The 25,989-nt window shown below is 52.0% G+C and carries 33 protein-coding genes; 4 read left to right on the top strand and 29 right to left on the bottom strand.

From position 1 onward, the window contains the following. Window positions 1–49: 49 nt before the first annotated feature. Window positions 50–493: a GatB/YqeY domain-containing protein gene (locus tag ACT6RZ_RS00720; RefSeq protein WP_444700272.1), complete on the bottom strand. Its 444-nt coding sequence runs from the start codon at window positions 491–493 to the stop codon at window positions 50–52. 114 nt (window positions 494–607) lie between these two features. Beyond that, window positions 608–820 carry a 30S ribosomal protein S21 gene (gene rpsU, locus ACT6RZ_RS00715; protein WP_055828694.1) on the bottom strand — a complete coding sequence of 71 codons (213 nt, stop codon included), beginning with the start codon at window positions 818–820 and terminating at the stop codon, window positions 608–610. Between the two features lie 139 nt (window positions 821–959). Here rpsU and tsaD point away from each other — a divergent pair, with 139 nt between their 5' ends. Then, window positions 960–1,982: a tRNA (adenosine(37)-N6)-threonylcarbamoyltransferase complex transferase subunit TsaD gene (gene tsaD / locus ACT6RZ_RS00710; protein ID WP_444700271.1), complete on the top strand. Its 1,023-nt coding sequence runs from the start codon at window positions 960–962 to the stop codon at window positions 1,980–1,982. A gap of 1 nt (window position 1,983) precedes the next feature. Here tsaD and plsY read toward each other — a convergent pair whose 3' ends face one another. After that, complete coding sequence (gene plsY, locus ACT6RZ_RS00705) at window positions 1,984–2,601, bottom strand: glycerol-3-phosphate 1-O-acyltransferase PlsY (RefSeq protein WP_444700270.1); 618 nt, start codon at window positions 2,599–2,601, stop codon at window positions 1,984–1,986. Window positions 2,602–2,715: 114 nt separating this feature from the next. On the opposite strand from plsY, the gene folB reads away from it, so the two are divergent. Beyond that, window positions 2,716–3,066, top strand: a complete 351-nt coding sequence (folB, locus tag ACT6RZ_RS00700) for a dihydroneopterin aldolase (protein ID WP_444700269.1) — start codon at window positions 2,716–2,718, stop codon at window positions 3,064–3,066. 962 nt (window positions 3,067–4,028) lie between these two features. Here folB and xerD read toward each other — a convergent pair. The 19 genes from xerD to ACT6RZ_RS00605 all read right to left on the bottom strand — a co-directional run bounded on the left by xerD (window position 4,029) and on the right by ACT6RZ_RS00605 (window position 17,596). Then, window positions 4,029–4,940, bottom strand: coding sequence for a site-specific tyrosine recombinase XerD (gene xerD, locus ACT6RZ_RS00695; protein WP_444700268.1), 912 nt, complete (start codon window positions 4,938–4,940; stop codon window positions 4,029–4,031). An 8-nt stretch (window positions 4,941–4,948) separates the two neighbouring features. Continuing rightward, entirely contained in the window at window positions 4,949–5,425 is a 477-nt protein-coding gene (locus ACT6RZ_RS00690) for a methylated-DNA--[protein]-cysteine S-methyltransferase (RefSeq protein ID WP_444700267.1), read from the bottom strand. 103 nt (window positions 5,426–5,528) lie between these two features. Continuing rightward, on the bottom strand, window positions 5,529–5,918 hold the full coding sequence (gene rplS, locus ACT6RZ_RS00685) for a 50S ribosomal protein L19 (protein WP_444700266.1): 390 nt from the start codon (window positions 5,916–5,918) through the stop codon (window positions 5,529–5,531). Between the two features lie 67 nt (window positions 5,919–5,985). Beyond that, window positions 5,986–6,729, bottom strand: coding sequence for a tRNA (guanosine(37)-N1)-methyltransferase TrmD (trmD, locus tag ACT6RZ_RS00680; RefSeq protein WP_444700483.1), 744 nt, complete (start codon window positions 6,727–6,729; stop codon window positions 5,986–5,988). Window positions 6,730–6,747: 18 nt separating this feature from the next. Then, window positions 6,748–7,284 (bottom strand): ribosome maturation factor RimM, encoded by a 537-nt coding sequence (rimM, locus tag ACT6RZ_RS00675; protein ID WP_444700265.1) that lies wholly within the window; start codon window positions 7,282–7,284, stop codon window positions 6,748–6,750. Window positions 7,285–7,321: 37 nt separating this feature from the next. After that, the gene (gene rpsP, locus ACT6RZ_RS00670; protein ID WP_444700264.1) at window positions 7,322–7,792 is read right to left on the bottom strand and encodes a 30S ribosomal protein S16; all 471 of its coding nucleotides are present in this window, start codon (window positions 7,790–7,792) and stop codon (window positions 7,322–7,324) included. 92 nt (window positions 7,793–7,884) lie between these two features. Beyond that, window positions 7,885–8,598 (bottom strand): 7-cyano-7-deazaguanine synthase QueC, encoded by a 714-nt coding sequence (gene queC, locus ACT6RZ_RS00665; RefSeq protein ID WP_444700263.1) that lies wholly within the window; start codon window positions 8,596–8,598, stop codon window positions 7,885–7,887. Beyond that, window positions 8,599–9,240 (bottom strand): 7-carboxy-7-deazaguanine synthase QueE, encoded by a 642-nt coding sequence (gene queE, locus ACT6RZ_RS00660; protein ID WP_444700262.1) that lies wholly within the window; start codon window positions 9,238–9,240, stop codon window positions 8,599–8,601. A gap of 82 nt (window positions 9,241–9,322) precedes the next feature. Continuing rightward, entirely contained in the window at window positions 9,323–10,180 is an 858-nt protein-coding gene (locus ACT6RZ_RS00655; RefSeq protein WP_444700261.1) for a YbgF trimerization domain-containing protein, read from the bottom strand. After that, a complete protein-coding gene (pal, locus tag ACT6RZ_RS00650; RefSeq protein WP_444700260.1) occupies window positions 10,170–10,718 on the bottom strand; it encodes a peptidoglycan-associated lipoprotein Pal in 549 nt (182 codons plus the stop codon). Before pal ends, ACT6RZ_RS00655 begins: the two co-directional genes overlap by 11 nt. A 43-nt stretch (window positions 10,719–10,761) precedes the next feature. Beyond that, a complete protein-coding gene (gene tolB / locus ACT6RZ_RS00645) occupies window positions 10,762–12,018 on the bottom strand; it encodes a Tol-Pal system beta propeller repeat protein TolB (RefSeq protein WP_444700259.1) in 1,257 nt (418 codons plus the stop codon). Window positions 12,019–12,166: 148 nt separating this feature from the next. Next, window positions 12,167–12,994 carry a TonB C-terminal domain-containing protein gene (locus tag ACT6RZ_RS00640; RefSeq protein WP_444700258.1) on the bottom strand — a complete coding sequence of 276 codons (828 nt, stop codon included), beginning with the start codon at window positions 12,992–12,994 and terminating at the stop codon, window positions 12,167–12,169. 19 nt (window positions 12,995–13,013) lie between these two features. After that, window positions 13,014–13,406, bottom strand: a complete 393-nt coding sequence (locus ACT6RZ_RS00635) for an ExbD/TolR family protein (protein WP_444700257.1) — start codon at window positions 13,404–13,406, stop codon at window positions 13,014–13,016. Between the two features lie 11 nt (window positions 13,407–13,417). Continuing rightward, window positions 13,418–14,104, bottom strand: a complete 687-nt coding sequence (gene tolQ, locus ACT6RZ_RS00630; RefSeq protein ID WP_444700256.1) for a protein TolQ — start codon at window positions 14,102–14,104, stop codon at window positions 13,418–13,420. Continuing rightward, window positions 14,101–14,496, bottom strand: a complete 396-nt coding sequence (ybgC, locus tag ACT6RZ_RS00625; protein WP_444700255.1) for a tol-pal system-associated acyl-CoA thioesterase — start codon at window positions 14,494–14,496, stop codon at window positions 14,101–14,103. The genes tolQ and ybgC overlap by 4 nt, the downstream gene beginning before the upstream one ends. After that, complete coding sequence (ruvB, locus tag ACT6RZ_RS00620) at window positions 14,496–15,542, bottom strand: Holliday junction branch migration DNA helicase RuvB (protein ID WP_444700254.1); 1,047 nt, start codon at window positions 15,540–15,542, stop codon at window positions 14,496–14,498. Before ruvB ends, ybgC begins: the two co-directional genes overlap by 1 nt. 167 nt (window positions 15,543–15,709) lie before the next feature. Beyond that, window positions 15,710–16,285: a Holliday junction branch migration protein RuvA gene (ruvA, locus tag ACT6RZ_RS00615; protein WP_444700253.1), complete on the bottom strand. Its 576-nt coding sequence runs from the start codon at window positions 16,283–16,285 to the stop codon at window positions 15,710–15,712. Further along, complete coding sequence (ruvC, locus tag ACT6RZ_RS00610; protein WP_444700252.1) at window positions 16,282–16,842, bottom strand: crossover junction endodeoxyribonuclease RuvC; 561 nt, start codon at window positions 16,840–16,842, stop codon at window positions 16,282–16,284. The genes ruvA and ruvC overlap by 4 nt, the downstream gene beginning before the upstream one ends. Window positions 16,843–16,867: 25 nt before the next feature. After that, on the bottom strand, window positions 16,868–17,596 hold the full coding sequence (locus ACT6RZ_RS00605; protein WP_444700251.1) for a YebC/PmpR family DNA-binding transcriptional regulator: 729 nt from the start codon (window positions 17,594–17,596) through the stop codon (window positions 16,868–16,870). A 282-nt stretch (window positions 17,597–17,878) separates the two neighbouring features. On the opposite strand from ACT6RZ_RS00605, the gene ACT6RZ_RS00600 reads away from it, so the two are divergent. After that, a complete protein-coding gene (locus ACT6RZ_RS00600) occupies window positions 17,879–18,943 on the top strand; it encodes a hypothetical protein (RefSeq protein WP_444700250.1) in 1,065 nt (354 codons plus the stop codon). A gap of 43 nt (window positions 18,944–18,986) precedes the next feature. Here the strand turns inward: ACT6RZ_RS00600 and ACT6RZ_RS00595 are convergent, their stop codons facing one another. From ACT6RZ_RS00595 to ACT6RZ_RS00580, 4 genes are all read right to left on the bottom strand, one after another. Beyond that, window positions 18,987–19,895, bottom strand: a complete 909-nt coding sequence (locus tag ACT6RZ_RS00595; protein WP_444700249.1) for a DMT family transporter — start codon at window positions 19,893–19,895, stop codon at window positions 18,987–18,989. Between the two features lie 42 nt (window positions 19,896–19,937). Then, complete coding sequence (locus ACT6RZ_RS00590) at window positions 19,938–20,315, bottom strand: YybH family protein (RefSeq protein ID WP_444700248.1); 378 nt, start codon at window positions 20,313–20,315, stop codon at window positions 19,938–19,940. A 44-nt stretch (window positions 20,316–20,359) separates the two neighbouring features. Further along, complete coding sequence (locus ACT6RZ_RS00585; protein WP_444700247.1) at window positions 20,360–20,872, bottom strand: MarR family winged helix-turn-helix transcriptional regulator; 513 nt, start codon at window positions 20,870–20,872, stop codon at window positions 20,360–20,362. A 180-nt stretch (window positions 20,873–21,052) separates the two neighbouring features. Continuing rightward, window positions 21,053–23,326: a TonB-dependent receptor gene (locus ACT6RZ_RS00580; RefSeq protein ID WP_444700246.1), complete on the bottom strand. Its 2,274-nt coding sequence runs from the start codon at window positions 23,324–23,326 to the stop codon at window positions 21,053–21,055. 232 nt (window positions 23,327–23,558) lie between these two features. On the opposite strand from ACT6RZ_RS00580, the gene ACT6RZ_RS00575 reads away from it, so the two are divergent. Next, the gene (locus ACT6RZ_RS00575; RefSeq protein WP_444700245.1) at window positions 23,559–23,990 is read left to right on the top strand and encodes a CBS domain-containing protein; all 432 of its coding nucleotides are present in this window, start codon (window positions 23,559–23,561) and stop codon (window positions 23,988–23,990) included. Between the two features lie 61 nt (window positions 23,991–24,051). On the opposite strand, the gene ACT6RZ_RS00570 is transcribed toward ACT6RZ_RS00575, so the two are convergent. The 3 genes from ACT6RZ_RS00570 to ACT6RZ_RS00560 all read right to left on the bottom strand — a co-directional run bounded on the left by ACT6RZ_RS00570 (window position 24,052) and on the right by ACT6RZ_RS00560 (window position 25,951). After that, a complete protein-coding gene (locus tag ACT6RZ_RS00570) occupies window positions 24,052–24,471 on the bottom strand; it encodes a secondary thiamine-phosphate synthase enzyme YjbQ (protein WP_379057272.1) in 420 nt (139 codons plus the stop codon). 126 nt (window positions 24,472–24,597) lie between these two features. Then, complete coding sequence (locus ACT6RZ_RS00565; RefSeq protein WP_444700482.1) at window positions 24,598–25,332, bottom strand: quinoprotein dehydrogenase-associated SoxYZ-like carrier; 735 nt, start codon at window positions 25,330–25,332, stop codon at window positions 24,598–24,600. A 187-nt stretch (window positions 25,333–25,519) separates the two neighbouring features. Then, entirely contained in the window at window positions 25,520–25,951 is a 432-nt protein-coding gene (locus ACT6RZ_RS00560) for a VOC family protein (protein WP_444700244.1), read from the bottom strand. Between the last annotated feature and the right edge of the window lie 38 nt (window positions 25,952–25,989).

Genomic DNA, 25,989 nt, shown 5'->3' with positions numbered 1-25,989 from the left:
ACAAAGGGCGCTCAACGCGCCCTCCAAGTCTTGTGCACAGCGTGCGGGCCTAGCCTAAAGCAAGCTTGATCAAGCCAGAGACTTTTGCCATATCCGCTTTACCGGCAACCAGCGGCTTCACCGCGCCGACCACCTTGCCCATATCCTTGGCGCCGGCGGCACCAGTGTCAGCGACGACTTTGGCGATGATGGCCTTGATTTCTTCTTCGCTCATTTGCGCTGGCAAATATTCCTGCAACACAGTGACTTCAAACTTTTCCTGGTCAGCCAGATCATGACGCTCGGCACTCTCAAAAGCGGCAATTGAATCACGACGCTGCTTGAGCATTTTCTCGATCGCACTGATGACAGCCGCATCATCCAGTTCGATACGCTCATCCACCTCGCGCTGTTTGATCGCCGCCAGCAACAGACGGATCACGCCCAGTTTGGCCGTATCCTTGGCACGCATGGCGGTTTTCATGTCTTCGGTGATTTGTGCTTTTAAGCTCATAAGGTATCCAACAAAAAAGGCTGACTATAAATAGCTAAAGGTTGTGGCACGCCACAACCTTTGCAATATTCGGTTAACCAGATCACCAGTTAACCGCAAGACACACTCTACAGATTAGTAGAGTTTTGTCGGCAACTGTTGGTTGCGCAGACGACGGTACTGGCGTTTAACCGCAGCAGCAGCTTTACGCTTACGTTCCCAAGTTGGTTTTTCGTAGAACTCGCGTGCACGCAAGTCGTTCAACAAACCTGTTTTTTCAATCAAACGCTTAAAGCGGCGCAATGCAACGTCAAACGGTTCGTTCTCTTTCACACGAATAGCGGTCATGTAAATCCCTATCCTTACAATTATTGGTTAGACTAATGGTGCATGCGGATTGATGCAGCACTGAAAACCGCGTATTCTATCGCGCTTATTTGGATTTATCAATCCTTTCTGTAAAAAATCATTTTCTGGACCTCTCTTCATGTTGGTATTGGGCATTGAATCTTCTTGTGACGAAACCGGGGTAGCGCTGTATGACACGCGCCGCGGATTACTGGCGCATGCGCTGCACTCACAAATTGATATGCACGCGGCTTATGGCGGCGTGGTGCCCGAACTCGCTTCGCGCGACCATATCCGCCGCGCGTTACCGCTGACCCAGCAAGTGCTCGCCCAGGCAGACAAGACCTTGCAGGATATTGAAGGTATCGCCTATACCCAGGGGCCTGGCCTGGCCGGCGCCTTGCTGGTAGGCACCAGCATTGCACAATCGCTGGCATTTGCCCTGAATGTGCCTTCCATAGGTGTGCATCACCTGGAAGGCCATTTACTCGCCCCCATGCTGGAAGAAAACCCGCCTGCTTTCCCGTTTGTGGCATTGCTGGTGTCAGGTGGCCACAGCCAGCTGATGCGGGTAGATGGCATAGGCCAATATGAATTATTGGGCGACACCCTGGATGATGCCGCCGGTGAAGCGTTTGATAAAACCGCCAAACTGATGAAACTCGGTTACCCGGGCGGCCCGGCACTGTCAAAACTGGCAGAGTCCGGCAAACCACGCTTTCAGCTACCGCGCCCTATGCTCAATAGCCCGGACCTGAATTTCAGCTTTAGCGGCCTGAAAACGGCAGTCCTCACGCTGGTGAATAACCAGCCACAACTGGATGAAGAAACGGTGCAGGACATAGCCTGGGAGTTTCAGGAGTCGGTCACCGAGATACTGGCGCTCAAATGCATGAAAGCACTCAAGCAGACCAAACTCAAAAGACTGGTGGTTTCAGGCGGTGTGGGCGCTAACAAACGCCTGCGCCAGCGTCTGAACAGCGAAGCGGAAAAGCGCGGCGCCAGCGTCAGTTACCCCAGGCTGGAATTCTGCACCGACAATGGCGCCATGATCGCCTTTGCCGGCGCCATGCGCTTGCATGCCATGCAGCAAAGCACGCCCGATTACAGCTTTAGCGTGCGCCCACGCTGGGATCTGGCCGAGCTCAAAGCACCGGCCTGAGTCACTTTTTGCCGAAACGGCTTTCGGTGCCGGCCAGCAACTTCTCAATATTGGATTGATGGCGAATGATCAAAAACGCCGACATCACCACCACTACAGCGACATATACCGGGTAAGGCGACAGGAACTGCCAGGCGATCACCGGCGCCAGCAATGCCGCCACCAGTGCCGCTAACGAAGAAATGCGGCTGAGCAAAAAGACTACCAGCCATACCGCGACCACACTTAATGCCAGCCAGCCGGAAAACGCGATCATCACACCCAGCGCCGTGGCCACCCCTTTGCCGCCTTTGAACCTGTGATAGATCGGGTACAAATGTCCCAGAAATACCGCCAGGCCGACCAGCGCCACCACATCCATCAACATACCGGCCTGCAATGCCAGCCAGACTGGCAACCAGCCTTTAAACACATCGCCCAGCAAAGTGAGGATAGCAGCCGATTTTTTACCGCTGCGCGCTACATTGGTCGCGCCTATATTGCCGCTGCCTACCGAACGCGGGTCTGGCAACCTATACAATTTGCTGACGATAATGCCAAAAGCGATAGAGCCGATCAAATAGGCAGCCACCACCCAAATGACAGACTCCACCCCAAACCCAAAACCAAATTCGTTCATCTTAAAAACTCCAGACAGATACGCAGCCGCTTTGTGCCAGCGCTGCGCGATGTTGTATGATGCCGAATCATACTGTATTCCCGCCCGCGCGGAAATAACCAAGGACGCATAGTGATGGACACGATATTTCTGGAACAAGTCAAAGTACAAACCAAACTAGGGGTGCCCGAATGGGAGCGTGCCGTAGCACAAACCGTACTCCTGGATATTGAAATCGGCTATGACTTCAGCCTGGCGTGCCAGAGTGATGCGATAGCAGACACTATCGATTATGGGCAGGTGGTGGGCCGTATCCGCGAAACATTGGCAGAGCGTAGTTTTAAACTTGTAGAAGCGCTGGGCGAGCATGTTTGCCAGCTGATCTTGCAGGAGTTTAAGGCTCAAAATGTGAGATTGAAAGTGAGCAAGCCGGGGATATTGCCGGGATTGAAGGCGTTGGGGATTACGATTTATCGGCAAGTTTAAGGGCTGAGGTGATTGGTTTTTTTAGCGGCTGGACTAATAACCTCTTTTGGCTGACAGAGAACATTGCTCCTCGTATAGCTTGGTTACTGTGAAGAATTAAGTGTCGGACTAGCGGTGACTTTCTAATCAGTATTTGTTTGGATAGTTTTGCGCTCTATTTCAGCATTTTCTTTCGCCTCTAGGCGAGTTACTTTTCTTTGCTTGCACAAAGAATAAGTAACCAAAAGAAATGCACCCTAGCTTCCGCTTTTTCCCTCCGTTGCTCATCAGCGTGGGCGTCCAACGAAACTCGCCCTAGCGGCTTGCACACTACGCAAGCCGCCGCGGAACTCGAACAGACGCTGGCCGAAAACTCCCACGCTGACTGCGCTACTCGGCGCGTCAGATAGGGGCCCGTTAAAACCACACGCTCTCTGTTTACCGAGACCCGCCGCATTTATGCCCGCGCAACCAGCGAAATAAACCAAAGCAAAAAACGAAATAACACGAAACAAAACCCACCAACAAACCAAAAGAATTGGTTGGTTGGTGGGTTGGTTTTAGTCTTGGAAGTTAAGAGGGTCACTAAGCGCCCTGTACAGTTTGAGCTTCACCACTCTCTAAACGTGGTGGGTCTAAATGGGCCCCTATCTGACGCGCCGAGTAGCAGAGTCAAAATAAGAAATAAGGGAGTGACTGTCTGAACTCCGCGGTGGCCTGCGCAGTGTGCAGGCCGCTAGGGCGAGTTTCGCGACCGCTTATGCCTAAGTCCGGCAAAGCAACGGACGAAAGTCCTGAGGTGAGCAACGCAGGAAACAAGCGGAGGCTAGGGTGCCCTTTCTTTTGGTTACTTATTCTTTGGGCAAGCAAAGAAAAGTAACTCGCCGAGGGGCGAAAGAAAATGGCGCAACAGAGCACTGAACTAAATCAAAGAAATACCGATTAGAACGTCACACCAGCCGCAACAACACCTTCAAAAACACTCACCCCCGCGGGTGATGCATCTTATGCAACTGCTGCAACCTCTCCCTCGCCACATGCGTATAAATCTGCGTCGTCGAAATATCCGCATGCCCCAGCAACATCTGCACTACCCGCAGATCGGCGCCATGATTAAGTAAATGCGTGGCGAATGCATGCCGCAGCACATGCGGGCTGATATGCTGCGGAATGCCCGCCTGCAATGCATACCGCTGGATCAGGTGCCAAAAAGCATGCCGCGTCATGGCGTCACCACGGTTAGTGACGAACACCGCGTTACTCAGGCTGCCTTTTAATATCTCTGCCCTGGCCTGGCCCAGATAACGGTCTATCCATTCGGCGGCTTCCTGACCCATAGGCACCAATCTGGTTTTGCTGCCTTTGCCGGTGACGCGCACCACGCCATCTTGCGTGCTGACCTCTGCGATGGTGATATTCACCAGCTCGGAAACCCGTAAACCACTCGCATACAACAGCTCCAGCATGGCACGGTCACGCATGCCTAGTGCTGTGTTCACATCCGGCGCGTGCAGCAGGTCTTCCACTTGTGCTTCACTCATGGTTTTGGGTAGCTGCTTGGGCATTTTTGGCGCTTCTATATGCAGCGTCGGGTCCTGGCTGATCAGGTTAGCCAGTAGCGCATAGCGGTAAAAACGGCGCAGGGTGGCGATCAGGCGGTTGATACTCCTGACTTTGACCAGGGGGAAGCGGTGCGCCAGATATGCCTGTACATGATGTGACTGCACTTGCCACAGGCTGGGCGCTTGCTTGCTGGCCCATTCGGCAAAGCCTTTAAGGTCATTGCGGTAGCTCGCCAGTGTATTCGGCGACAGGCCGTCCTCCAGCCAAAGCTGGTCGATAAAACTATCGATTTCGGGAAAGCTGGCCACTGCCGCACTGTCATTTTGCCGCATGTGCCTGCTTACCTGGCAGCCTGTTCGTGCGCCAGCAGCCAGCGCTTGATGTCTAAACCACCTGCTATGCCTTGCATAAAGCCACCCAGGCCGTTACTGGCGACGATACGGTGGCACGGGTTAAACAATGGCAAGGGATTGGCACCACAGGCGTTAGCAACGGCACGTGGGCCAGACTGAATAGCGGCAGCCAATTGCCCATAGGTACGTGTTTGGCCGACCGGGATCTCGCGCATGGCTTGCCAGACGCGTTGCTGAAAAGGCGTACCACGATTGGGGGTGATGGTTTGCCAGGCCGTATGCGGATCTTGCAGATATGCGGTCACCTGCTCAGCCACTACGCGGGCACGCGGATCACGGCTGGCCTTGAGCGGCAAGGCATGCAGCAGGAACTGCAGCTCTACACCGCTTGCGTCACAGCGCACTCCGACAAAACCGAACGGTGCAGGGATCAGGGCGTCTAGCGCATCATCAAGGCTTTTCATCTGTCTATTAAACTGTAATCGCAGGCTGTGTGCAACCGGCAATCTGGCATTTTCAGCCATAAAAAAACCCTTCCGAAGAAGGGTTTTTTCAGCAACGCTTAAATTAACTGTTGTTTGTAGCGATGTCTTTCTCGCGCGCAACCAGTTTTTCTTTAATACGTGCAGATTTACCTGAACGCTCACGCAAGTAGTACAACTTGGCGCGACGCACGTCACCACGGCGTTTCACTTCGATAGAAGCGATCTGTGGGGAGTAAGTCTGGAATGTACGCTCTACGCCTTCACCTGAAGAGATCTTACGTACGATAAATGAGGAGTTCAGGCCTCTGTTACGTTTAGCGATCACTACGCCTTCGTAAGCCTGTACACGTTTACGTGTACCTTCAACCACGTTCACACCTACGATAACTGTGTCGCCTGGTGCAAAGCTAGGGATGGTTTTGTTCAAGCGGGCGATTTCTTCCTGCTCTAACATTTTGATAATGTCTGCCATGCTACTTCCTTTCGTTCCTTTTAATTGTAAAGAGCTCGTTCCTACTCCCAAGCACACTGTTCAAAACTCAGTGGTCTTGGCTACCTTCTTTGAGTAGCCTAGCTTCTTCCTTCGTCAACGGCCTTGCGGCCAGTAAATCCGGGCGTTTAGCCCTTGTTAGCAGCAGCGATTGTTGTAACCGCCATTGTCTAATCTTTGCGTGGTGCCCCGACAATAACACCGGCGGCACCGCTAATCCTTCAAATACTTCAGGTCGCGTGTAGTGCGGGTAATCGAGCAGGCCATTCACAAACGAATCTTCCTGCGCGGAGTCGGCATCACCCAGGGCTCCTGGCAACTGGCGTATGATCGCATCCAGTAACACCATGGCCGGCAATTCGCCCCCACTCAACACATAATCACCGATAGAGATCTCTTCATCTACCAGTGTATCCAGCACACGCTGGTCTACGCCTTCATAGCGACTGGCCAACAACACCAGCCCCTTACAATCTTTAAGTGCCATCACCTTTTCATGGCTGAGCGGCTTGCCACGCGGTGACAGATGAATCACCCTGGGGGTGACCCCTTGTGCCAGCAATCTGGCCTTGGCATCGCCTATGGCGGCTGCCAGCGGCTCTGCCAGCATCACCATCCCCGGGCCACCGCCATACGGCCTGTCATCCACGGTGTGATGCACATCCTGCGTATACTGGCGCGGGTTGGTCAGGTTTAACTGATACAAGCCACGTTGCCTGGCACGGCTGGTAATGCCATGCTCGGTCAGTGCTGCAAACATCTCAGGAAACAAACTGATGACTTCAATCTGCATCATGAGCGCTGTTTCCCTTTAAAAATCGGCATCCCAATCAACCAGCACGGTGCCGGCCTTGATATTCACATCCGGCACTGCATCACTGGTAAAAGGGATCAGCCGCTCGCGGTATTCCTCATGCGTCTTGCCGTCTTTACCCTTGACGCTGACAGCTTGCTCTTCACGCACCACCAGCACGTCATTGGCACCGGTTTCAAAAACCTGGGTGATTTTGCCAAACGCGACACCCTGCGTATTGCTGACACTCAACCCTATCAGGTCAGACCAGTAATACTCACCTTCATCAGGTTCTGGCAATGCGGCGCGTGGTACCGCGATCTGCTGGCCCTTCAGGCTGAATGCGGCATCGCGGTCTGCGACACCTGCCAGCTTGATCAGCAGCACATCGTTGTGGATCTTGGTCTGCTCAACCGTGCATTCACGCCAGTTCGGCGATTTGCCTATCCACCAGGCCTGGTAATCCAGCAGCCCATCCAGATGTTCGGTATCGGGCACGACTTTCAGCCACCCATAAACGCCATATGGGGCGACAATGCGCCCCATTACAACCATATCTTCAAACGCCATCTGAGTTCAGGCGTAAGAAAGATTATTCAGCAGCTGGTGTGTCAGCAGCTGGCGCTTCAGCAGCAGCTGCGGCGGCTGCAGCATCTGCTTCAGCTTTAGCGTCTGCATCAGCTTTTTCTTTGGCAGCGGCTTCTGCAGCAGCGGCGTCAGCTTCAGCTTTCAGCTTGGCAGCAGCTTCAGCTTCTTTTTTAGCCTTGGCAGCATCTGCTTTTGCAGCGTCTTTAGCTTTAGCAGCAGCCATACCATCCACACCTTTAGCGTGGAACTTGACCAGACGGGCAACGGTGTCAGACACCTGAGCGCCAGTACCGATCCAGTATTGCGCACGCTCTTCATTGATACGCAGGCCTTCTGCACCAGCACGCGCTGATGGATTGTAGAAACCGATGCGCTCAACGAAACGACCGTCACGACGGTTGCGGGAATCTGCCACAACTACGCTGTAAAACGGGTTCTTCTTAGAACCACCGCGTGATAAACGAATAACGACCATAATCTTGTTCTCTTAAAAATGAATTCTTAGCAGAAAGGCGCGGATTATACTTGATAATTACGCGCAGTGGCAAGTTCTTTTCACTTAGCCGGTCAGGCATTCCGGTACGGCGTCGGGTCAGCAACACCGGCTTGCACGAAACCTGCTTTACGGAAACGGCAGGAATCACATACACCGCAGGCTGCCCCGGCATCATCTGCCTGGTAGCACGATACCGTCAAGCCGTAATCCACGCCCAGTGCGTGACCAGTGCGGATGATATCGGCCTTGGTCATATCTATCAGTGGCGCATGTACAGTGATAGGCTGGCCTTCCACTGCCGCCCTGGTCGCCAGGTTCGCCATTTGCTGGAAGGCCCTGACATACTCGCCACGGCAATCAGGATACCCGGAATAATCCAGCGCATTCACACCGATAAAAATATCGTTCGCTTCCAGCACTTCTGCCCAGGCTAACGATAGCGACAGCATAATGGTGTTGCGCGCTGGTACATAAGTGACAGGGATGCCAGCAGTCTCATGTTCAGGCACGGCGATATTACTATCGGTCAGCGCAGAGCCGCCAAATAGTGACAGATCCAGTTGCACGGTCTTGTGTTCTGCCGCGCCCAGGGCGGTGGCGACGCGCTGGGCGGCCAGCAACTCGACATTATGCCGCTGATGATAATCCAGACTCAGGCAGTAACACTCATAGCCTTGAGATTGAGCGATCGCCAGCACAGTGGTCGAATCCAGCCCGCCGGACAACAGGATGACAGCCTTGGGTTGATGGCTGGTTGAAGATTGATGCTGATTGAAGTCTGCCATTTATACCCCCTGCTTCTCGCCCCATAAAATCTTGTGTAATTGCAGCTGCATCCTGACAGGCAGATGGTCCTGCAAGATCCAGCTGGCCAGGGTCTCGCCGCTCACCTGGTTAAAACTGGGAGAGAACAAATGATCACAGTTGCTCGGGAACGGTTGTTCCGCCAGCATCTGCCTGGCCCAGTCATAGTCTTCACGGCTGCAAACCACCCACTTCACTTCGTCACCCACCTTGAGCAGTGGCAGGTTCTCCCAGCGATTCTTGGCCATCTCGCCAGACCCTGGTGTTTTCACGTCCATGATCACTTTCACCCGCTGATCTACCGGCGTCAGATCCATGGCACCGCTGGTCTCCAGAGAAACCTGGTAGCCGGCATCACATAAACGGGTGAGCAACACACTGCAGCCTTTTTGCGCCAGCGGCTCGCCACCAGTCACGCATACATAGCGCGTGCCGTGCTGTTTGATCTCTTGCATGATCTCATCCACTGACATATTGCCGCCGCCTTTAAAAGCGTATTCGGTATCGCAATAAACGCAGCGCAACGGGCAACCCGTAAGACGAATAAAGATGGTCGGCAAGCCGACCCGCGAACTTTCGCCTTGCAATGAATAAAAGATTTCGAAAATTCTGAGTGTGGTCATGGGAGTAGTAAAGTAAACGGGCAGATATTGCTATCTGCCCGTTATTATCGCCCAAATCAGGCAATTTCCATCATGCTAACTGCTATTTAATGCTTTCAAGCACCTTCAAACGTTTTTGCGCACTAGGCGTGACTTCTGCAGAAGGGTGAGCTGCGATCAGATCTTTCAATGTCTTCTTGGCCGCTGGTATCTGCCCTAACTGGATCTGGCTGTTAGCCAGACTCAGCATGGCATTCGGTGCCAGCGGATGGGAAGCATAGCTATCCAGAAACTTCTGCTGGGTAGCGACTGAAGATTTGTAGCTTTTCAGTGCAAACTGGGCGTAGCCCATGCCATACAAGGCATCAGGCGCCAGTTTGCTGCCAGCGTAAGTTTTCAGGAAGTTGTCATAGGCAGCAAACGCTTCTTTATACTTACCCGCCTGGTTCAGTGACTCCGCTTCTGAGAAAGCACGTGATTCCTGCTGCGATGCATCAGCCTTGGCGTCACCACCATTGCCTGGCGCTGCCCCTGAGCCGAGCTGGCCGGTCACCTGCTGCGCAAGTGATTCCAGGCCTTTTACCCGGGTGTCGAGGTCAGTGTACTGGGCATTCTGCTTGGTGCGCATATCTTCCAGCTGATGGTTGACCACTTCCAGGTCACCCTTCAACTGCGCCACATCCTGGCGGATCTGCTCAAGCTGGTTCTGCATATCCAGCAAGCCTTTGCCATTGATCAGCGACTCCAGGCTTTGCACCCTTTTATCCAGGGATTGCTGGGTGCGCGTCAGGTCGCTGATGGCTTTTTGCTGGGCATCATGCTCGGAAGTCTGCTTGTTTTCCAGCTCGAGGATACGTTTGCGTGCTTCACCATCATCAAACAGTGCAGCGTGACTGACTGCCGGAACAGTCAGCCCCAGCGCTAAAGCCATTAAAATGGCTGAACGCAAATTACTGGCCATAGACAACATCTACGCGACGGTCATGCTGGAAGCAATCTTCATCTGCGCAATTTTGCTTGGAACGCTCTTCGCCATAGCTGACTGTTTCAATCTGGCTATCGCTCACACCCAGTACGTTCAAAGCGTTTTTAACCGCTACTGAACGACGTTGACCCAATGACAGGTTGTATTCGTGCGTACCGCGCTCATCGGTGTTACCTTGCAATACCACTTTAGTTTGTGGGTGTGCTGCCAGGTATTTGGCGTGGTTAGCCACCAGGTCTTTGTACTCTGCACGGATCGCATCGCTATCGTAATCAAAGAAGATCTGGCGTTTTGCCAATTCAGCAGCGCTCAACTGATCCTGGCTGCTATCAACATCAACAGTTTTGATGTCGATCTTGTTAGCGCCGGCAGAACCGTCATTGCCATTGTTCTGTGAGTTTGAAATCGGCTTGGTCACGCTTGAATCTTCAACCTTGGCCGGGTTCATCGGTGTGCTTTTACAAGCGGTCAGCACCAATGCCAGTGCAGCAATTTTCCAAATATTGTGGTTCATACTTTCTCCTTAAAATTTAGTTAAACAAACAAAAAACTGATGACTACTTGGGAGATGCCTGGGCAGGCCCCCATGCAGGTTCACGAATATCACCACCTGCTTCAGACAGGCGTTGTCTCACCAGACCATCCACAGCCACTGTGGCCAATGTGCCTTTGCCACCTACGCGCGTGGCATACATCAAGGTACGTGAATTCGGTGCAAAGCTGGGGGATTCATCTTGTGAACCGCTGCTGAGTATTTTGACCGCGCCAGTGCCTAAATCTTGTACTGCGACTTTAAATGCGCCGCCGTCATTACGGATGTAGGTGAGATATTTTCCATCAGGAGAGAAACGTGGGCTCACGTTGTAGCTACCTTCAAACGTGACACGTGATGCTGAGCCACCAGAAGCTGGCACTTTGTAGATCTGAGGTCTGCCACCACGGTCCGAACTGAAGTAAATGAACTGGCCGTCTGGAGAGAACGCAGGTTCAGTATCGATCGAACTGCTTTTGGTCACTTGTTGCAAATTAGAGCCATCCACAGAGATAGTATGAATCTGTGAGTTAGCGCCATAGGTCAACACCACAGCCAGCTTGCTGCCATCCGGCGCCCAGGCTGGCGCACTGTTATTGCCTTTAAAATTGGCAACGACTTTACGCTCACCCGTGTAAAGGGATTGTACAAACACGATGGGTTTCTTTTTCTCAAATGACACGTACGCCATTTTGCTGCCGTCTGGTGACCAGGCCGGGGAAATGATAGGTTCATTCGATGACACCAGGGTCTGTGCATTGAAGCCGTCTGCATCTGCAATTTGCAGCGTAAAGCGCTTGCCTGTTTTAGTCACATAGGCGATCCGCGTAGCAAACGCCCCTGGCTGACCGGTGAATTTTTCATATATTTTATCTGCGATCAAATGCGCCACATGTCGATACTGGCTAGCCGCAACAGTGTATGTTTCTTGCAGCAATGGTGTTTGACGCAGCACATCTATTACTTGCACCGACACCTTAAGACTACCGTTTGGTGCCACTTGCACATCACCAATACTCAAACCCTGAGCTTTTAGGGCATTCCAGTCAGTGTATTTAATCTGGGCAGCAGTGGTCGGCAATGAAGGCACGCCGCTGGTATTCAGGATGCGGAACATGCCGCTACCTTTTAAATCATTGCTGATGATTTCATGCAGTTTGTTCTTGCTTTGCAAGCTAGCCGGCTCTGTCATTGGCAAAATAGCGATTGGAATCTGGATAGCGCTACCACCGCTGATTTCGATTTCCAGTGCCGCATGTGCAGTCATTGACGAAATACACATCAAAACACCTGCTGCCAAGCTATTACATAATGCCAGGCGATATTTTGCCAAGCGAGTTCCAACAGTTTTCATGGTCACAGTAATGTTCACTTTATAGTTGCCTGTTTTATCAAGAATTATAACGAAAAGCCTTCAACTCGTCATGGTTTTAGCCACGTGGCTTAAATTTCACCCGAATCTGTTCCAACAATTTTTTACGCTCGGCCGGATGATCCTCGCCCGGCAGATCAAATGGCTTGGCTGCTAATACCGCACGCAATACTGCATCATCACATACTGCATCACCTGAACCTTTAGCCAGTTTCGGCATGCCGGCAATATCGCCGGTAATCGTTAACTGTAAATCTACGAGCAGTTCAGGATTTGAGACCGGGCACAAGCCAGGGTTCACATTGCTGCGGATCTTGCGAGTCATCAGCCCAGTGTAATACCCTAACACCGAAGGATCTACCGGACCCGAAGCGGAAGCGGCTTTTTGCGACTCCATGTCCTGCTGGCGCATGGCATCCTGCACTTTTTTAAGCTTGTCTTCTTCCTCTTCTTTACGCAGGGCTTCCTGAATCTTCTTCAGTTTTTCTTCCTGCTTTTTCTTCTCTTCTTCTTTCTTTTTTTCTTCTTCTACCTTGCGCTTTTTCTCATCTTCGAGTTTTTTGAGTGCAATTTCCGCATCTTGTTCCGCTTTATTCACCTGCGGCTCTGGTGGCGTCACCTTTTCAGGTGGCTTAGGCTTTGGTTCCGGCTCGGGTTCTGGTGGGGGCGGTGGCTCTGGTTTTGGTGGTTCAGGCGCAGGTTTAGGTTGCGTCTTGCTAGGCAAGCTATCCCATAATGTTGCCTCCATCACAGATGGATTCACATGCACCGCTTTCCAGTCAATCATAAAAACCATGGTCAGAAACAACGCTATATGCATCAGCACAGACAATATCGCTGCGCGCCTGCGGAATACCTGATCCTGTGGAGAATGTACGATTTTCATCTAAATAGCGACCTGCCGCCTATTTCTCGTTCTGAAACAGCAAGCCAACCTGATTGACTTGTGCCTGCTTTAATAGATCCATCACCGAAGCGACTTCTCCATACGGTGTTGCCTTATCAGCCGATACCACCACTGGCTTTTCGGCTTCAGACAGCTTCTGGCGTATCAGGGCCAGCATATCGTCACGCTCCATCTCCCTGCCGTCCATCATGACCGTGCCTTCTTTTTTCACAGTGACCACGATAGGGTCACCGCTCTGCTTCAGGGCCTGGCCGACTTTAGGCAGTTCTACCATGCCTGGATTAGTCATAGGCGCTGTCACCATGAAAATCACCAGTAATACCAGCGTCACATCGATGTAAGGCACGACGTTGATCTGGTTCATCATGCGCCGTTTACGCGTTCTGCTCATAAGCGCTCCGATCAGGCTCTACGTTGCAAAATGTTGGTAAATTCTTCCATAAAGCTTTCGTAGCGGACCAGCAAACGGTCTACGTTGGCCGCAAAGCGGTTATAGGCGATCACAGCCGGGATCGCAGCGAACAGGCCGATCGCGGTGGCGACCAGCGCTTCGGCGATGCCTGGCGCGACCTGGCTCAATGTCGCCTGCGCCACATTGGATAAACCGCGGAAGGAGTTCATGATGCCCCATACCGTGCCGAACAGACCGATGTAAGGGCTGACCGAGCCCACAGAGGCCAGGAATGGCAGGTGTGAATCCAGGTAATCCAGCTCGCGGTTATAGGCTGCGCGCATGGCACGGCGGGTCGCTTCCATCACGTCGCTGACTTCAGCGTCTTTTTGCGCATCTTTCTGCTGTTTGTGGCGTATGAATTCTTTTAAACCGGCCTGGAAGATACTGGCCATGCCTTGCGGCGTTTTGCGGCCGGAACCTATGCGCTCATAGAGTTCATTCAAATCACCACCAGACCAGAATTGCGCTTCAAACTGGTCGACATTCTCTGCGGCAGCCTTTAATGAAAACACTTTAATGAAGATATACCACCAGGAAGCCAGTGAGGTCAGCAGCAAGATCAGCATGACCACCTGTACGGGCAAACTTGCGCCGCTCACCAGGGTAAAGATCGACATATCGTTTGTGACATTCATGAAGACTCCAGTGCTATTTTGATACGGGCCGGAATACCCGTGGGTTTAAATGAATCCGCATTGACGCAGGCAACTTTTACCTGCGCTTCTAGTAAAACCAATCCGTCCCGCATGACCTGTTGCTGGCAGCTGAAGCTGCCGCGCCGCATTTCAGTCAGTTGCGTGACTATGTTTAATTCATCATCCAGCCTGGCCGGTTTCTTGAACTGTATCTGCATGCTGTGCATCACGAATACTATGTGCTCATTCTGCCGCAACACGCTCTGTGCAAAGCCCAAAGCGCGCAACCATTCAGTCCGTGCGCGCTCCATAAAGTTCAGATACTGGCCGTGGTAGACCACGCCACCGGCATCGGTATCTTCGTAATACACACGCACTGGCAATACAAACATTACTGACCGCCCTCCTGCCACAAGTCACTGCTGACCATGCTGGCAGGCGCCCGTAAGCCAAAGTGCTGGTAGGTTAACAGGGTCGCCACGCGGCCACGCGGGGTGCGCATCAGATAGCCTTGCTGTATCAGGTAGGGCTCCAGCACATCCTCTATGGTATCGCGCTCTTCACCGATGGCAGCGGCCAGGTTATCCAGCCCGACCGGGCCGCCAGCAAATTTTTCCACCACTGCCTGCAACAACTTGCGGTCCATCACATCCAGCCCCTGCTGATCCACATCCAGCATTTTCAAGGCGGCATCGGCGATCAAATCGGTGACCACGCCATCAGATTTCACCTGCGCATAATCGCGCACGCGGCGTAACAGGCGGTTGGCGATACGCGGCGTACCACGCGCCCTGCGGGCGATCTCGACCGCGCCAGCCTGTTGCATGTCCACTTCCAGCAGGCTGGCAGAACGCGCCACAATTTTGGCTAATTCATCATGCGTGTAAAACTCCAGCCGCGCCACGATGCCGAAACGGTCACGTAGCGGGTTAGTCAGCATGCCGGCACGCGTGGTTGCCCCTATCAGGGTGAATGGCGGCAGATCCAGGCGCACACTGCGTGCGGCTGGCCCTTCACCTATCATGATATCCAGCCGATAATCCTCCATCGCCGGATACAGTATCTCCTCCACCACCGGGCTCAGCCTGTGGATCTCGTCGATGAACAATACGTCATTGGGTTCAAGATTGGTCAGCAGCGCGGCCAGGTCGCCGGCGCGTTCCAGCACCGGGCCGGAAGTCATGCGCAGGTTGACGCCCATTTCTTTGGCGATGATATGGGCCAGTGTGGTTTTACCGAGACCGGGTGGGCCGAACAGCAGTACATGATCCAGCGCTTCCTGGCGGCCGCGAGCGGCATTGATAAAGATCTCGAGTTGACCGCGCGCTTTTTCCTGGCCTACGTACTCATCCAGTAATTTGGGTCGTAGCGCCCGCTCCAGCGCTTCTTCCTGAACGCTGACCGTAGCTGGGGCAACAAGTCGATCGGTTTCTATCATGGGATGGTCGGTGATGAGGTCATGAAACACTTAAAAGTGGTGCCAATTTAATCAGTGCAGGACATCATTGCCGCTAATTATAGAAGTTATTTTTCAGGCATCATACCATGGCGCGAGATAGCATGGGGCGCCGGACCATTAGCGGCAATATTATTTGCGTTTCTGGATTATTTGGACAGATATTTCAGCGCCTGGCGGATACCGTCACTGACGCCTACGCCTGGCTCCAGCAATTTGATGGTCGCCTGCGCTTCGCGCTCATGGTAACCAAGTGCCACCAGCGCATTCAGGATATCATCCGTCGCCGCTTTGGCCACCGGCTGCGCCGAAGTGGAACCAGTCACCACAAACTTGTCTTTCAGCTCCAGCAACAGGCGTTCCGCAGTTTTTTTGCCTATGCCTGGCACACGCGTCAGCATGGCCACCTCTTGCTGGCTGACTGCCAGCATCAAGTCATTGACACTGACGCCACTTAAGATAGACAGGGCCGATTTGGCACCTATGCCATTCACTTTCAACAACTGCTTGAAAGTGTTCTTCTCTTGCTCGCTGCCAAAACCATACAGCAATTGTGCGTCCTCACGCACCACCATGTGCGTGAGCAACTGCACCGGCTGGCCGAGCTCGGGCAAGTTATAAAAAGTGCTCATGGGCACTTCAACCTCGTAACCTACACCATTGCAATCCACCACTATCAGCGGTGGCGACTTTTCCAGCAAACGACCATTCAGACGTGCAATCATACTAACCTTCCATTTTTGACCCTGAACCCGGTAGTTGCCAGTGCACCCAAGCCTTGGCCGCCATGTGCATGGCAAATGGCACAAGCGAGCGCATCTGCCGAATCGGGGCTGGGGTTTGCAGGGAGTTTCAACAGGCGCTTGACCATTTCCTGCACCTGTTCTTTTTGAGCGTGGCCGTTGCCGACCACCGATTGTTTGACCTGTAATGCGGTGTATTCTGCCACCGGCAACTGCCTGATGACTGCCGCCGAAATGGCTGCGCCCCTGGCTTGCCCGAGCAACAAGGTGGATTGCGGGTTGACATTCACAAACACCTTTTCAATCGCTACCTGGGTAGGCTGGTAGGTATCTATCACCTCAAACAGGCCATCCAGTATGACTTTCAGGCGCTCTGGCAATGCTTCTTTTTCTGCTTCGCCAGCCACACTTTTTTTGGCGGATGCGGTTTTGATCACCCCGCTACTGACATAGCTGAGTTTGCCGCCCAGGGTCTCTATCACACCAAAGCCTGTCACCCGCAGACCGGGGTCTATACCCAGGATACGCTGCACTGTCATGGCTGTTGCACCGCAGAAAAGCTCACTAGCTCTCTTCAATCACGGCAGAGGTATACACATCCTGCACATCATCAAGGTCTTCCAGCATATCGAGGATCTTTTGCATCTTGACTGCATCGTCGCCGGTAAACACCACTTCATTCAGCGCTTTCATGGTCACCTGCGCCATGACTGCTTTCAGGCCTGCGGCTTCCAGCGCTTCTTTCACGCTGACAAAATCAGCAGGTGCCGTGATCACCTCTATACTGCCGTCCTCATCGGTGATGATATCTTCCGCGCCCGCTTCCAGCGCCGCTTCCATCACCGCATCTTCTGACACACCCGGTTCAAATACCAGCTGACCACAGTGTTTGAACATAAACGCCACGCTACCATCTGTGCCCAGATTGCCGCCGTGCTTGGTCAGTGCATGCCGCACGTCCATCACCGCACGTTGCCGGTTATCGGTCAGGCAGTCGACAATGATAGAGGCACCATTGATGCCATAACCTTCATAGCGTATCTCTTCGTAATTGACGCCTTCCAGCTCACCAGTGCCTTTTTTGATCGCACGCGTGATATTGTCCGAAGGCATGTTTTCTTCTTTGGCAGCGGCAACGGCTGCCCGCAGGCGCGGGTTCATGGCGATATCACCGCCGCTCAGCCTGGCTGATACGGTGATCTCTTTAATCAACTTGGTGAAGATTTTGCCGCGCTTGGCATCCTGGCGCCCTTTACGGTGCTGGATATTGGCCCATTTACTATGTCCCGCCATGGAATGTCCTTATTCAGTCTATGCTGAGATGATCGTTTTGAGAAAATAGCGATTTTACCACAGCGCACCCGCCTGATTTTCACAGCGCATATATCGCTATAAAAGCCGCATATTTACATATGCAAAACTGGAATTTCCAATTTTAAATCGGTGTTAATATTTGTTTTCCATTGTATATAAATATATTTTCGTACATGGAAACTTCTTTATCACGCTCACTTGCAGCCGCAAGTAGCGCCATAAAGCCTGGAGAAGCAAAAAAAACCTATTAAGGAGAAGTATATGGCATTACTGAAATCCCTGACTTTCGGACTGTTTGGCACTGTCAATCATGTGATTGACAGCACCCAGGCGAAGCTGAACAGCGCGCTTCCACAAGTCATTACTCCGCTAGACCATACGATAGATCACCTGCTGGCCAGCACCGGCAGCCTGTTGAATGGCGGCGCCGCCTCTACGCTGACCGGCACTGTTGGCGGACTGATAAACACGGTGAACCAGACCGTGGGTCAGGCCAGCGGGGAGGTAGCCACCCTGGTGAATAGTGCCACTGTCGCAGTGGGCGACGTGGTGGATACAACCCAGCACTTGCTGCTGGATGTATCAGGCACAGTGACCAATATCACACATGGCCTGGGTGAAACACTGGGTAGTACCACCAGCCTGGTGGATGTACCTGCCGTGGTTGGTACGGTCAACCACATAGTGACTGACGTGGTGCATGCAACAAACTCGCTGCTGGATCAAACGGCAACCACAGCGGGCGCGACCGTTAACGGCGTGACGGCGACTGCGGGCACTTTGCTGAATGAGGTCACGGCAGAGCTCGCCGCACTGGTGAATGGTACTGCCCCCGAAGAAGGGCCTGCTGAAGAAGGGCCCCATGCAGATGCTGGATTGCTTGCTGCCGTTTCAGGCGTAGTCGCCGGTGTGACTGGTACTGTGGGTGACCTGCTAGGCAGCGAGCACAGCGTGGTCGATGTGAGCGGCTTGCTCGCAGGCGTGACCGGGCTGGTCGGCAATGTCGGCAGCCAGGTGGATGTATCCGGCCTGTTAAGCCATGTCAACGGCCTGCTGGATGTGCAGGGGGTGGTCAACACGGTGACAGAAGTGAGCCATGGCGTGGCCAATGAGGTACTGAATGTCGCCGACGTGTTGTTTGAGACTGGCGATGGCTTGCTGCACAATGTGATTGCTGCTGCCGGAGACATCACAGCCAGCACGCCGGCGGTGACGGCTGGTCTGAGCCATGCCGTGGGTGATTTGACCCATGCGGTAGGCGATGTGACTTCAGTGCTTGGCCATTTGCTGGGTGGGGTACAAAACGGTTTACACGAGCTAGCCTGATATCAGGTCGTTGCAACAAAAAGCCCGCAGTTGCGGGCTTTTTTTATAAGGCTTTACTCGACTTTGGTTGCTCGCGGATAGTGACCCAGGAGATCACCAGCAGGGCGATAGCGATCAGCACCATGCCTATGGACTCCATCGCATCCGGCACTTCACCGAGTTGTATCCACGCCGCGATCACCCCTATCACCGGTGCCAGCATGGAACCCATACTGGCCACACCCGCTGGTAAGCGTTGCAAGGCAAACAGCCATAGCAACCAGGCGAACGCCCCGCACAAGACTACATTGAACAAGATAGCGCCTATCAGGTAAGTTTCCCACAGGATAGGTGGCGCCGGTACCAGAAAAGCAATCACCACCATAGGTAATGACCCAAGCAGCATCGGCCAGGCAGTGAGGTTGATCAGATCCAGTTCAGGGTGGCGTCGGTGCAGTTTCTTGGTCATGATCACAGATAATGACCAGGAGATCCCGGAAATCACTGCCAGTGTCATGCTGAAAGCGTCAGCACGGATATGCAGCGGGTCAAAGATAAATAGCATGCCGAACACGGCCGAGATTACCGCCAGCCACTGCCAGCCATGCACACGTTCGCCCAGCAATGGCCAGGCAAACAACAATGTCCAGAACGGCATGGTGTAAGTGAGCACCGCTGTTTTACCTGCGCCGCCCTCCACCAATGCCCACATCAACACGCCGGTAAAGCCTACATTTTGTAGCAGACCCAACACCAGCATGGTAGGGAATTCTGTCAGCCGCATGGAACGCCGCGTGACATACAACACCAGAAACAGCACCAGCGCACCGAAAAACGTGCGCATGGCTGCAAACTGGAACGGCCCGGCATACTGCAGCGCACTCTTCATCACCACCCAGTTGTAGCCCCAGATAATGGCAAGGACTAACAAGGCGGTAAGTGCCTGTGAACGCTGTTTAACCAGTTGATCCATTTCGTTTGTCTCTGATGGTTATTCTTAAATAAAAGCGAGCGATCAGTTCCAGATGTGCGTCACGGCCAGCCACTGGCCATCAGCCTGCTTCTGGAATACCACTTGCACATTGCCGCCAAACTGCTGTTTAACGCCATCTTCACCGACCAGCGCGCCTGCCCAGTTACCTGTTTGCGTGGCCAGGCTGTCAGTCACAATCGCTTCTTTCATAGTCAACGCGTGCTCGATCACACCGGCCTGGATCAAACCACCAAAAAAATCGGCGATCGCCTGACGACCTTTGACTGGCTCACCTGCCGGCGCTGGCAATACGATGGCAGTTTCGGCATATAAAGCAGCGATCGCTTGTGTGTTTTTACTGTTGAAAGCGGCATCAAATTGCGTGTTCAATGATTTTAACGTGTCTACTACTGCGGTCATTGCTAAACTCCTTGGAAAAATGCTATGAGGTAAAATGCTACGAATTACTGATTGAAATCCCAGGCCGACATTCCATCGTCTATCACGCCCAAAATACTTTGCAGATCACTGCGCTGGCGCTCTGACAAGCCTTGCATGCACAAGCGCAGACGGCTGTAATAATCCGGCATCACCGCATCCAGCTTGGCCTGGCCGGCAGCAGTCAATTTGATCTGCACACTGCGTCTGTCCTGCGGCGCCGAAACCCGCTGCACCAGGCCGCCCTGCTCCAGACCGTCCAGCAAACCGGTCATGGTGGCACGTGTCACTCCCAGCTTTTCTGCCAGCACCGAAGGCTGCGAGCTCAGATCACGCTCGCGCATGAGCAAGATCAGCACCCACCAGCGACCCTGCAACAGATCATGCTTGCTCAGGCAGGCATCCAGCGCTACCGACAGATCGGTCGCCACCCTGAGCAACATCAGAAAACTGGCAATGGCAGTGACGTCAGCCGCAGGGTACCGCTCGGCAAAGCGCTCTAATACTTCTTGGGAGGGAAGGTCTCTAAGTTGCAACATAATTAGGTGACATTATAGTTAGGTTCCTAACTATGTCAAGTTTTATCCACAGTTTTGCTTACTTACACAACATCTTGAAATTGATTACGTCCAAAAAAAAGATCCATTTATTTCTAAACAGATCTTTCTTTTTTGGAGTGATGATTACTTTTTAAAGCATGTTGACTGATTGAGTTTCAATTAAAAATCCAGGGTGGCAGATAAAATAGCTGTTCTTGGGGTACCAAAAGTGAGGCCAAATTGGGAAGCCGTACTCCAATACCTTTTATCAAAAGCATTTTCAATATTTGCTCTCAACGTCACTTTTTTGCCATGAGCGGTGAATACATAACGGCTGCCTATGTCGAAACGAGTCCAGTCAGGTATTTCTCTCGTATTGGCTTCATTCACATACTGATCCCCTGTGTAGATAGCACGGGCTGTCAAAGTTAAACCGGGTACATAGCTTAAATCCCACTCGCTACCCAGATTCACATTGACTTTAGCAACGCCTACAGCCGTATTACCTTCATTGACGCCAGCATTCGTTTTAGTCAGCTCAGCATCTAAAAGCATAAAGCCGCCCAATAGCCTGACCCCTGAAAATGGCTCACCAAATACATTCAACTCCAACCCAGTATTTTGCTGCTCTCCGTTCAATCCATAAACCAGAGTGACTGGATCAGTAAATGTACTTGGTCGTTTTATTCTGAAGATGCTCATCGTGGTTGTAAATTTACCCAGGTCAACTTTTACACCAGCCTCTATTTGCTTGGACTTGCCAGGAGGCAACATCGCACCTGGGTTAGCTACACCGACATTAGGGCCAATAGGCGTTTGAGTCAGCGCCTCAATATAGTTAGCAAACACTGAAACATTTTCAAAAGGCTTAAGCACGATCGCCGCAGTAGGCGTCAGTGCATCTTCATCATACTCAGCTGTTTTACTACCACTGACTGCATTATAGGTTTTGCCGATAACACGCTGTTTTCTGGCACCCAGCGTGAGCTGCACGCGCTCATTAAGCATGGATAAGGTATCTGTTACAGCAAAGCTTACAAGCTCTGTTTCGCCTGCCCGGGTGGGATGACCAGAAACGCCGGCGGTACTTGGCTCAGCTCGGTTAACCGGGTTATAGATATTGGAAGCGACAGACCCTAAAGCACTTTCGAAATTTCCGAATTCAATTTTGTACAAGCTGGTATTGAAGTTCACAGCATGGTCTACAAAGCCGGTTGTAAAGGCGGTTCTAATACCTGCCTCACTTGAAACGGTGTCTTCATCACGAAGGAATACATTGGTTGTCGCAGTGAAGTTACCTGCTGAATTCACATTAATTGGCGCCACTCGAAGAAAGTCATAGCGCCCTCTTCTGGCACCCCAGGCGGCATAGGCGGTAGTGAGTGGGGCAATGTCGTATTCCCCTCTGAACATCACTGCGCTATCAATGGAGTCAGCATATGACCATTTTTGAGCAAAATTGTCGCCAATGCGATTGGCGCGGGGAACCACGGCAGCCCCAGTCAAAGCGACACGCTCTAAAGGCGCTGTTCCACGATTCTCGTAATGGTATATATCACTGGAAAGCCGTAACTTTTCACCGCGGTAATCTAAGGCTACAGAAAGTAAACTTCTCTCGATTTCCTGGTCGTTTCCAAATGATGTTTTGCCATCCTGGTGCACTGCATTCACTCGTACACCAAATTCACCATCGCTACCAAAGCGTCGGCCTACATCTAAATGGCCACCTAACACTGACTCAGTCGCATAGCTGGCGGTAAATTGTGTGATGTCCGTATCTGTTGCCCGCTTGGGCGCGATATTGATAGTCCCGCCAACAGCGCCACTAGGAGACATACCATTTAAAAGCGCATTAGGTCCTTTAAAGATCTCTACGCGCTCGGCAGACTCGACAGGTACGGTATAGGTCGGAACAATGCCATACAAACCATTGAAAGCGATTTCGCTGTTAACCAGGTTAAAGCCACGAATGGTGAATTGATCGAAACGACCAAACCGTGGATTGATGTTTCGCACCGATGGGTCATTAGCAACGACATCTGCGACAGTCGATGCTTGTTGATTTTGTATCAGTTCCTGAGTGTAGCTGGTCATACTGAATGGTGTATCCATCACAGACTTATTTCCCAACAGTCCGACTTTGCCACCTGTTGCAACTTGCCCACCGGCATAGACTGGCAGTGGCTTGCCACGCGTTTCTACTGTGCCCTTAACGGTAACCGTCTCTAAAGTTTGACTTTCTGTGGACGCTTTTTCTGATTTTGATTCATTTTTTTCAACTGCTTTGCTTGTTTCACCTGCTTTACTTGTTTCTCCGGCATGCAATGTCGATGCGACGAACAATGCGGCAATTAAAGAACTCAATGTACTAGGTTTAAATTTATTACTAGGCTTGAATTTATTACCAGGTTTGAATTTATACGACTGTATAGAATTACTTTTGTATTGCTGCATATCCTCTTCCAAGCTATTAGTATTCTGGGGGCGGGATTATAAAGCAAATCTATAATGAGAACCATTATCAATAATGTCATTTCCATAGCGTCTAGCCAGCTTTAAGCACTATGTTCAAAGAAAAAACATGAGCTCAATGAATCAGTTAGCGTTATCTAATTTAACAAACTGTATTCATTAGCATCACTCATGGGTGTATATTAGTTATCCGAGATGATGGAAGGAGGAAGCGATGAAGACTCTTCAACAAGTACTCAAACTGAAAACACACCAGGGTATCATCAGCATTGCGCCTAACCGGCCGGTGTTTGATGCACTGGTGATTCTTGCCGAATACAAGATAGGCGCGCTGGCGGTGATCAAAGACGGCGAGCTGGTCGGTATTTTTTCCGAACGCGATTATGCGCGCGAGATCGTCCTTAAAGGCCGCTCCTCCAAAACCACCGAGGTGGCTGAGGTGATGACACAGAAAGTCATCACCGGCAAACCTGATGAACTGGTGGAATCTGCGATGAACACCATGCTGGAAAAACGTTTCCGGCACTTACCGGTGGTAGATCACGGCAAAATGCTGGGCATGTTGTCTATAGGCGATATCCTGAAAGAAACCATCAGCTACCAGCAAGAACTGATCAAGCAGCTGGAAAGCTATATCCATAGCTAGTGCCTTGCCCTGATACAGCTTGCAGCAGCTGTATCAGGGATTGAATAGCTGGCGTGACTAGTTACTCACCTATTATTTTTACCAGCACGCGCTTGTTGCGTCTGCCATCAAACTCGCCGTAAAAGATCTGCTCCCATGGGCCAAAATCCAGCTGGCCTTCAGTCACCGCGACTACCACTTCCCTACCCATGATCTGGCGTTTGATATGGGCATCAGCGTTGTCCTCGCCGGTGTCATTATGGCGGTAACCGCTGACCGGCTCATGCGGCGCTAATTTTTCCAGCCAGATCTTGTAATCATGGTGCAGGCCGCGTTCATCATCATTGATAAATACGCTGGCAGAAATATGCATGGCGTTGATCAATACCAAACCTTCTTTTACACCGCTTTCGCGCACGCACGCCACCACATCCTGCGTGATATTCTTGAAATCCATACGCGCCGGAATGTTGAACCACAACTCTTTACGAAAACTTTTCATCCTGACCTCTCCTGTCCGCTAGTGTATGGATTTTAACATCTGGCACACGATTCAGTGGCTGCCTGACCGCAAATGCCATTAAAACAAAAAAGGCCTCTATCGAGGCCTTTGTGCTGTCATGCCAGCTTAACTATGCACATCTACCGCTTGCGTGAATGACTTGCCTTCATTATCGGTGGCAACCACCTCCAGCTTGCCTGGCGCATCAGGGATAAAGCTGAATTTCATATATGGGTCTTCACTGGTGCCTACGCCCACATCTACCGTCATCACTTCTTTGCCGTTATAGGTAAAAGTCGCTTTATTGATATAAAACGCAGGCACAAAGCCTTGTGATACCAGGTCGCGCTGCAGGCCGGTGCGCATCACGTGCTTGATATTAAAGGTCGCGGTGGCAGGCTCGCCAAACTTGGGCGCGTCGACATTGAACTTGATCTTGCCTGCGGCGGCGCGCACTTCGGCCTCATTATTATCTACCGTACCGCCACAGCCACCGGCGGCGCGTATCTCGCGTTTGGTCATATACAGCTTGCCATCCGCAGTCTCGCCGATCAGGCGCACAAAAGAATCGGATTCCTGGCGTATCCTGGTCGCCATCTGAAAGCCGTTTAAACTATCGGTCAAATGGTAGGTTGAAGCCAACTGGATAGGGTTGGCATCGACGATCACATACAATTTCTTGATCGCCACCCCGTTGGCAGCCGCTTTGTCATAGGTCAGCGTCACCGGCACCTGCGCACCGCTCTCGGCCCGCCGCGGCGCTTCGATCTTCAGAAAATCGACTTCCTGAATATCGCGCTTGGGAAAGAATGCTTCTTTAACCACAGTCCAAAGTTTTGGGTCTGCCTCAGCCTGCGCCATGCCACTAAAACCCAAGGCACTGAAACCAAGACTGCTTAAACATAAGGCAGAAATGCCTGCCCAGCTGCATATTCTTTTCATCGTTTTCCCCATCCATGTCGCTTTGTAGTTATTGCTGTTGCATGAAAGCCATTCTCTACCCAAAACACAAATGCTATCTGTGATTGCCATCACACATAGACCAGCCTTATGCCAGCTTGCTAGGGTCACCTGAAGGACGCATTTCGTAGCTGGGGTCGGCAAATTCTTCAAAATTGAGTTCTACGCCGTTGCCAGCCGGGTCGCGCAGGTTGATCTGGCGGATGCCATTGGCCAGCGTGCGGCTGGTATAGGCCAGGTCATGCGCTTGCAGGCGCGACTCCATCTCCGGCATATCGGTACAGGTGAACGACACATGGTCGAAGGTGCCATGCACATGCAGTTGCGGCGCTTGGTCAGTTTTATATTCTGCCAGGTGTATCACATCGTTATCGCCTATATACAGCCAGTAGCCATAGGTGGTGCTGGCGACGCGCTTGCCAACCGTGAGCCCCAGCACATCGCAATAAAAATCACGCAGCTTGTGCATGGTGTCTCTATCGGAGCGGAAATTGACATGATTGATTTCGGTCAGTGGCATGATTACCTTATGAATTCATTGTTACAAGTCGGCAACTA

It is taken from the genome of Methylophilus sp. (assembly GCF_052437885.1).
GTDB lineage: Bacteria > Pseudomonadota > Gammaproteobacteria > Burkholderiales > Methylophilaceae > Methylophilus.
This window is presented reverse-complemented; position numbering and strand designations above follow the sequence as displayed.

What these genes read in the sequence shown, in the direction of transcription:
- rimM (WP_444700265.1), bottom strand. Translation starts at nt 7,284, where the DNA reads ATGGTTGTAATGGGGCGCATTGTCGCCCCATATGGCGTTTATGGGTGG.
- tolQ (WP_444700256.1), bottom strand. Translation starts at nt 14,104, where the DNA reads ATGAATGTCACAAACGATATGTCGATCTTTACCCTGGTGAGCGGCGCA.
- ruvB (WP_444700254.1), bottom strand. Translation starts at nt 15,542, where the DNA reads ATGATAGAAACCGATCGACTTGTTGCCCCAGCTACGGTCAGCGTTCAG.
- ACT6RZ_RS00580 (WP_444700246.1), bottom strand. Translation starts at nt 23,326, where the DNA reads ATGCAGCAATACAAAAGTAATTCTATACAGTCGTATAAATTCAAACCT.
- ACT6RZ_RS00565 (WP_444700482.1), bottom strand. Translation starts at nt 25,332, where the DNA reads ATGGCGCAGGCTGAGGCAGACCCAAAACTTTGGACTGTGGTTAAAGAA.
- ruvC (WP_444700252.1), bottom strand. Translation starts at nt 16,842, where the DNA reads ATGACAGTGCAGCGTATCCTGGGTATAGACCCCGGTCTGCGGGTGACA.
- folB (WP_444700269.1), top strand. Translation starts at nt 2,716, where the DNA reads ATGGACACGATATTTCTGGAACAAGTCAAAGTACAAACCAAACTAGGG.
- plsY (WP_444700270.1), bottom strand. Translation starts at nt 2,601, where the DNA reads ATGAACGAATTTGGTTTTGGGTTTGGGGTGGAGTCTGTCATTTGGGTG.
- ACT6RZ_RS00605 (WP_444700251.1), bottom strand. Translation starts at nt 17,596, where the DNA reads ATGGCGGGACATAGTAAATGGGCCAATATCCAGCACCGTAAAGGGCGC.
- queC (WP_444700263.1), bottom strand. Translation starts at nt 8,598, where the DNA reads ATGGCAGACTTCAATCAGCATCAATCTTCAACCAGCCATCAACCCAAG.
- tolB (WP_444700259.1), bottom strand. Translation starts at nt 12,018, where the DNA reads ATGTGTATTTCGTCAATGACTGCACATGCGGCACTGGAAATCGAAATC.
- rplS (WP_444700266.1), bottom strand. Translation starts at nt 5,918, where the DNA reads ATGGCAGACATTATCAAAATGTTAGAGCAGGAAGAAATCGCCCGCTTG.
- tsaD (WP_444700271.1), top strand. Translation starts at nt 960, where the DNA reads ATGTTGGTATTGGGCATTGAATCTTCTTGTGACGAAACCGGGGTAGCG.
- ACT6RZ_RS00585 (WP_444700247.1), bottom strand. Translation starts at nt 20,872, where the DNA reads ATGTTGCAACTTAGAGACCTTCCCTCCCAAGAAGTATTAGAGCGCTTT.
- ACT6RZ_RS00635 (WP_444700257.1), bottom strand. Translation starts at nt 13,406, where the DNA reads ATGAGCAGAACGCGTAAACGGCGCATGATGAACCAGATCAACGTCGTG.
- ACT6RZ_RS00655 (WP_444700261.1), bottom strand. Translation starts at nt 10,180, where the DNA reads ATGGCCAGTAATTTGCGTTCAGCCATTTTAATGGCTTTAGCGCTGGGG.
- ACT6RZ_RS00590 (WP_444700248.1), bottom strand. Translation starts at nt 20,315, where the DNA reads ATGACCGCAGTAGTAGACACGTTAAAATCATTGAACACGCAATTTGAT.
- rpsU (WP_055828694.1), bottom strand. Translation starts at nt 820, where the DNA reads ATGACCGCTATTCGTGTGAAAGAGAACGAACCGTTTGACGTTGCATTG.
- xerD (WP_444700268.1), bottom strand. Translation starts at nt 4,940, where the DNA reads ATGCGGCAAAATGACAGTGCGGCAGTGGCCAGCTTTCCCGAAATCGAT.
- ACT6RZ_RS00560 (WP_444700244.1), bottom strand. Translation starts at nt 25,951, where the DNA reads ATGCCACTGACCGAAATCAATCATGTCAATTTCCGCTCCGATAGAGAC.
- queE (WP_444700262.1), bottom strand. Translation starts at nt 9,240, where the DNA reads ATGACCACACTCAGAATTTTCGAAATCTTTTATTCATTGCAAGGCGAA.
- ACT6RZ_RS00570 (WP_379057272.1), bottom strand. Translation starts at nt 24,471, where the DNA reads ATGAAAAGTTTTCGTAAAGAGTTGTGGTTCAACATTCCGGCGCGTATG.
- ACT6RZ_RS00720 (WP_444700272.1), bottom strand. Translation starts at nt 493, where the DNA reads ATGAGCTTAAAAGCACAAATCACCGAAGACATGAAAACCGCCATGCGT.
- trmD (WP_444700483.1), bottom strand. Translation starts at nt 6,729, where the DNA reads ATGCAGATTGAAGTCATCAGTTTGTTTCCTGAGATGTTTGCAGCACTG.
- ACT6RZ_RS00595 (WP_444700249.1), bottom strand. Translation starts at nt 19,895, where the DNA reads ATGGATCAACTGGTTAAACAGCGTTCACAGGCACTTACCGCCTTGTTA.
- ruvA (WP_444700253.1), bottom strand. Translation starts at nt 16,285, where the DNA reads ATGATTGCACGTCTGAATGGTCGTTTGCTGGAAAAGTCGCCACCGCTG.
- rpsP (WP_444700264.1), bottom strand. Translation starts at nt 7,792, where the DNA reads ATGGTCGTTATTCGTTTATCACGCGGTGGTTCTAAGAAGAACCCGTTT.
- ybgC (WP_444700255.1), bottom strand. Translation starts at nt 14,496, where the DNA reads ATGTTTGTATTGCCAGTGCGTGTGTATTACGAAGATACCGATGCCGGT.
- ACT6RZ_RS00640 (WP_444700258.1), bottom strand. Translation starts at nt 12,994, where the DNA reads ATGAAAATCGTACATTCTCCACAGGATCAGGTATTCCGCAGGCGCGCA.
- ACT6RZ_RS00690 (WP_444700267.1), bottom strand. Translation starts at nt 5,425, where the DNA reads ATGAAAAGCCTTGATGATGCGCTAGACGCCCTGATCCCTGCACCGTTC.
- ACT6RZ_RS00575 (WP_444700245.1), top strand. Translation starts at nt 23,559, where the DNA reads ATGAAGACTCTTCAACAAGTACTCAAACTGAAAACACACCAGGGTATC.
- pal (WP_444700260.1), bottom strand. Translation starts at nt 10,718, where the DNA reads ATGAACCACAATATTTGGAAAATTGCTGCACTGGCATTGGTGCTGACC.
- ACT6RZ_RS00600 (WP_444700250.1), top strand. Translation starts at nt 17,879, where the DNA reads ATGGCATTACTGAAATCCCTGACTTTCGGACTGTTTGGCACTGTCAAT.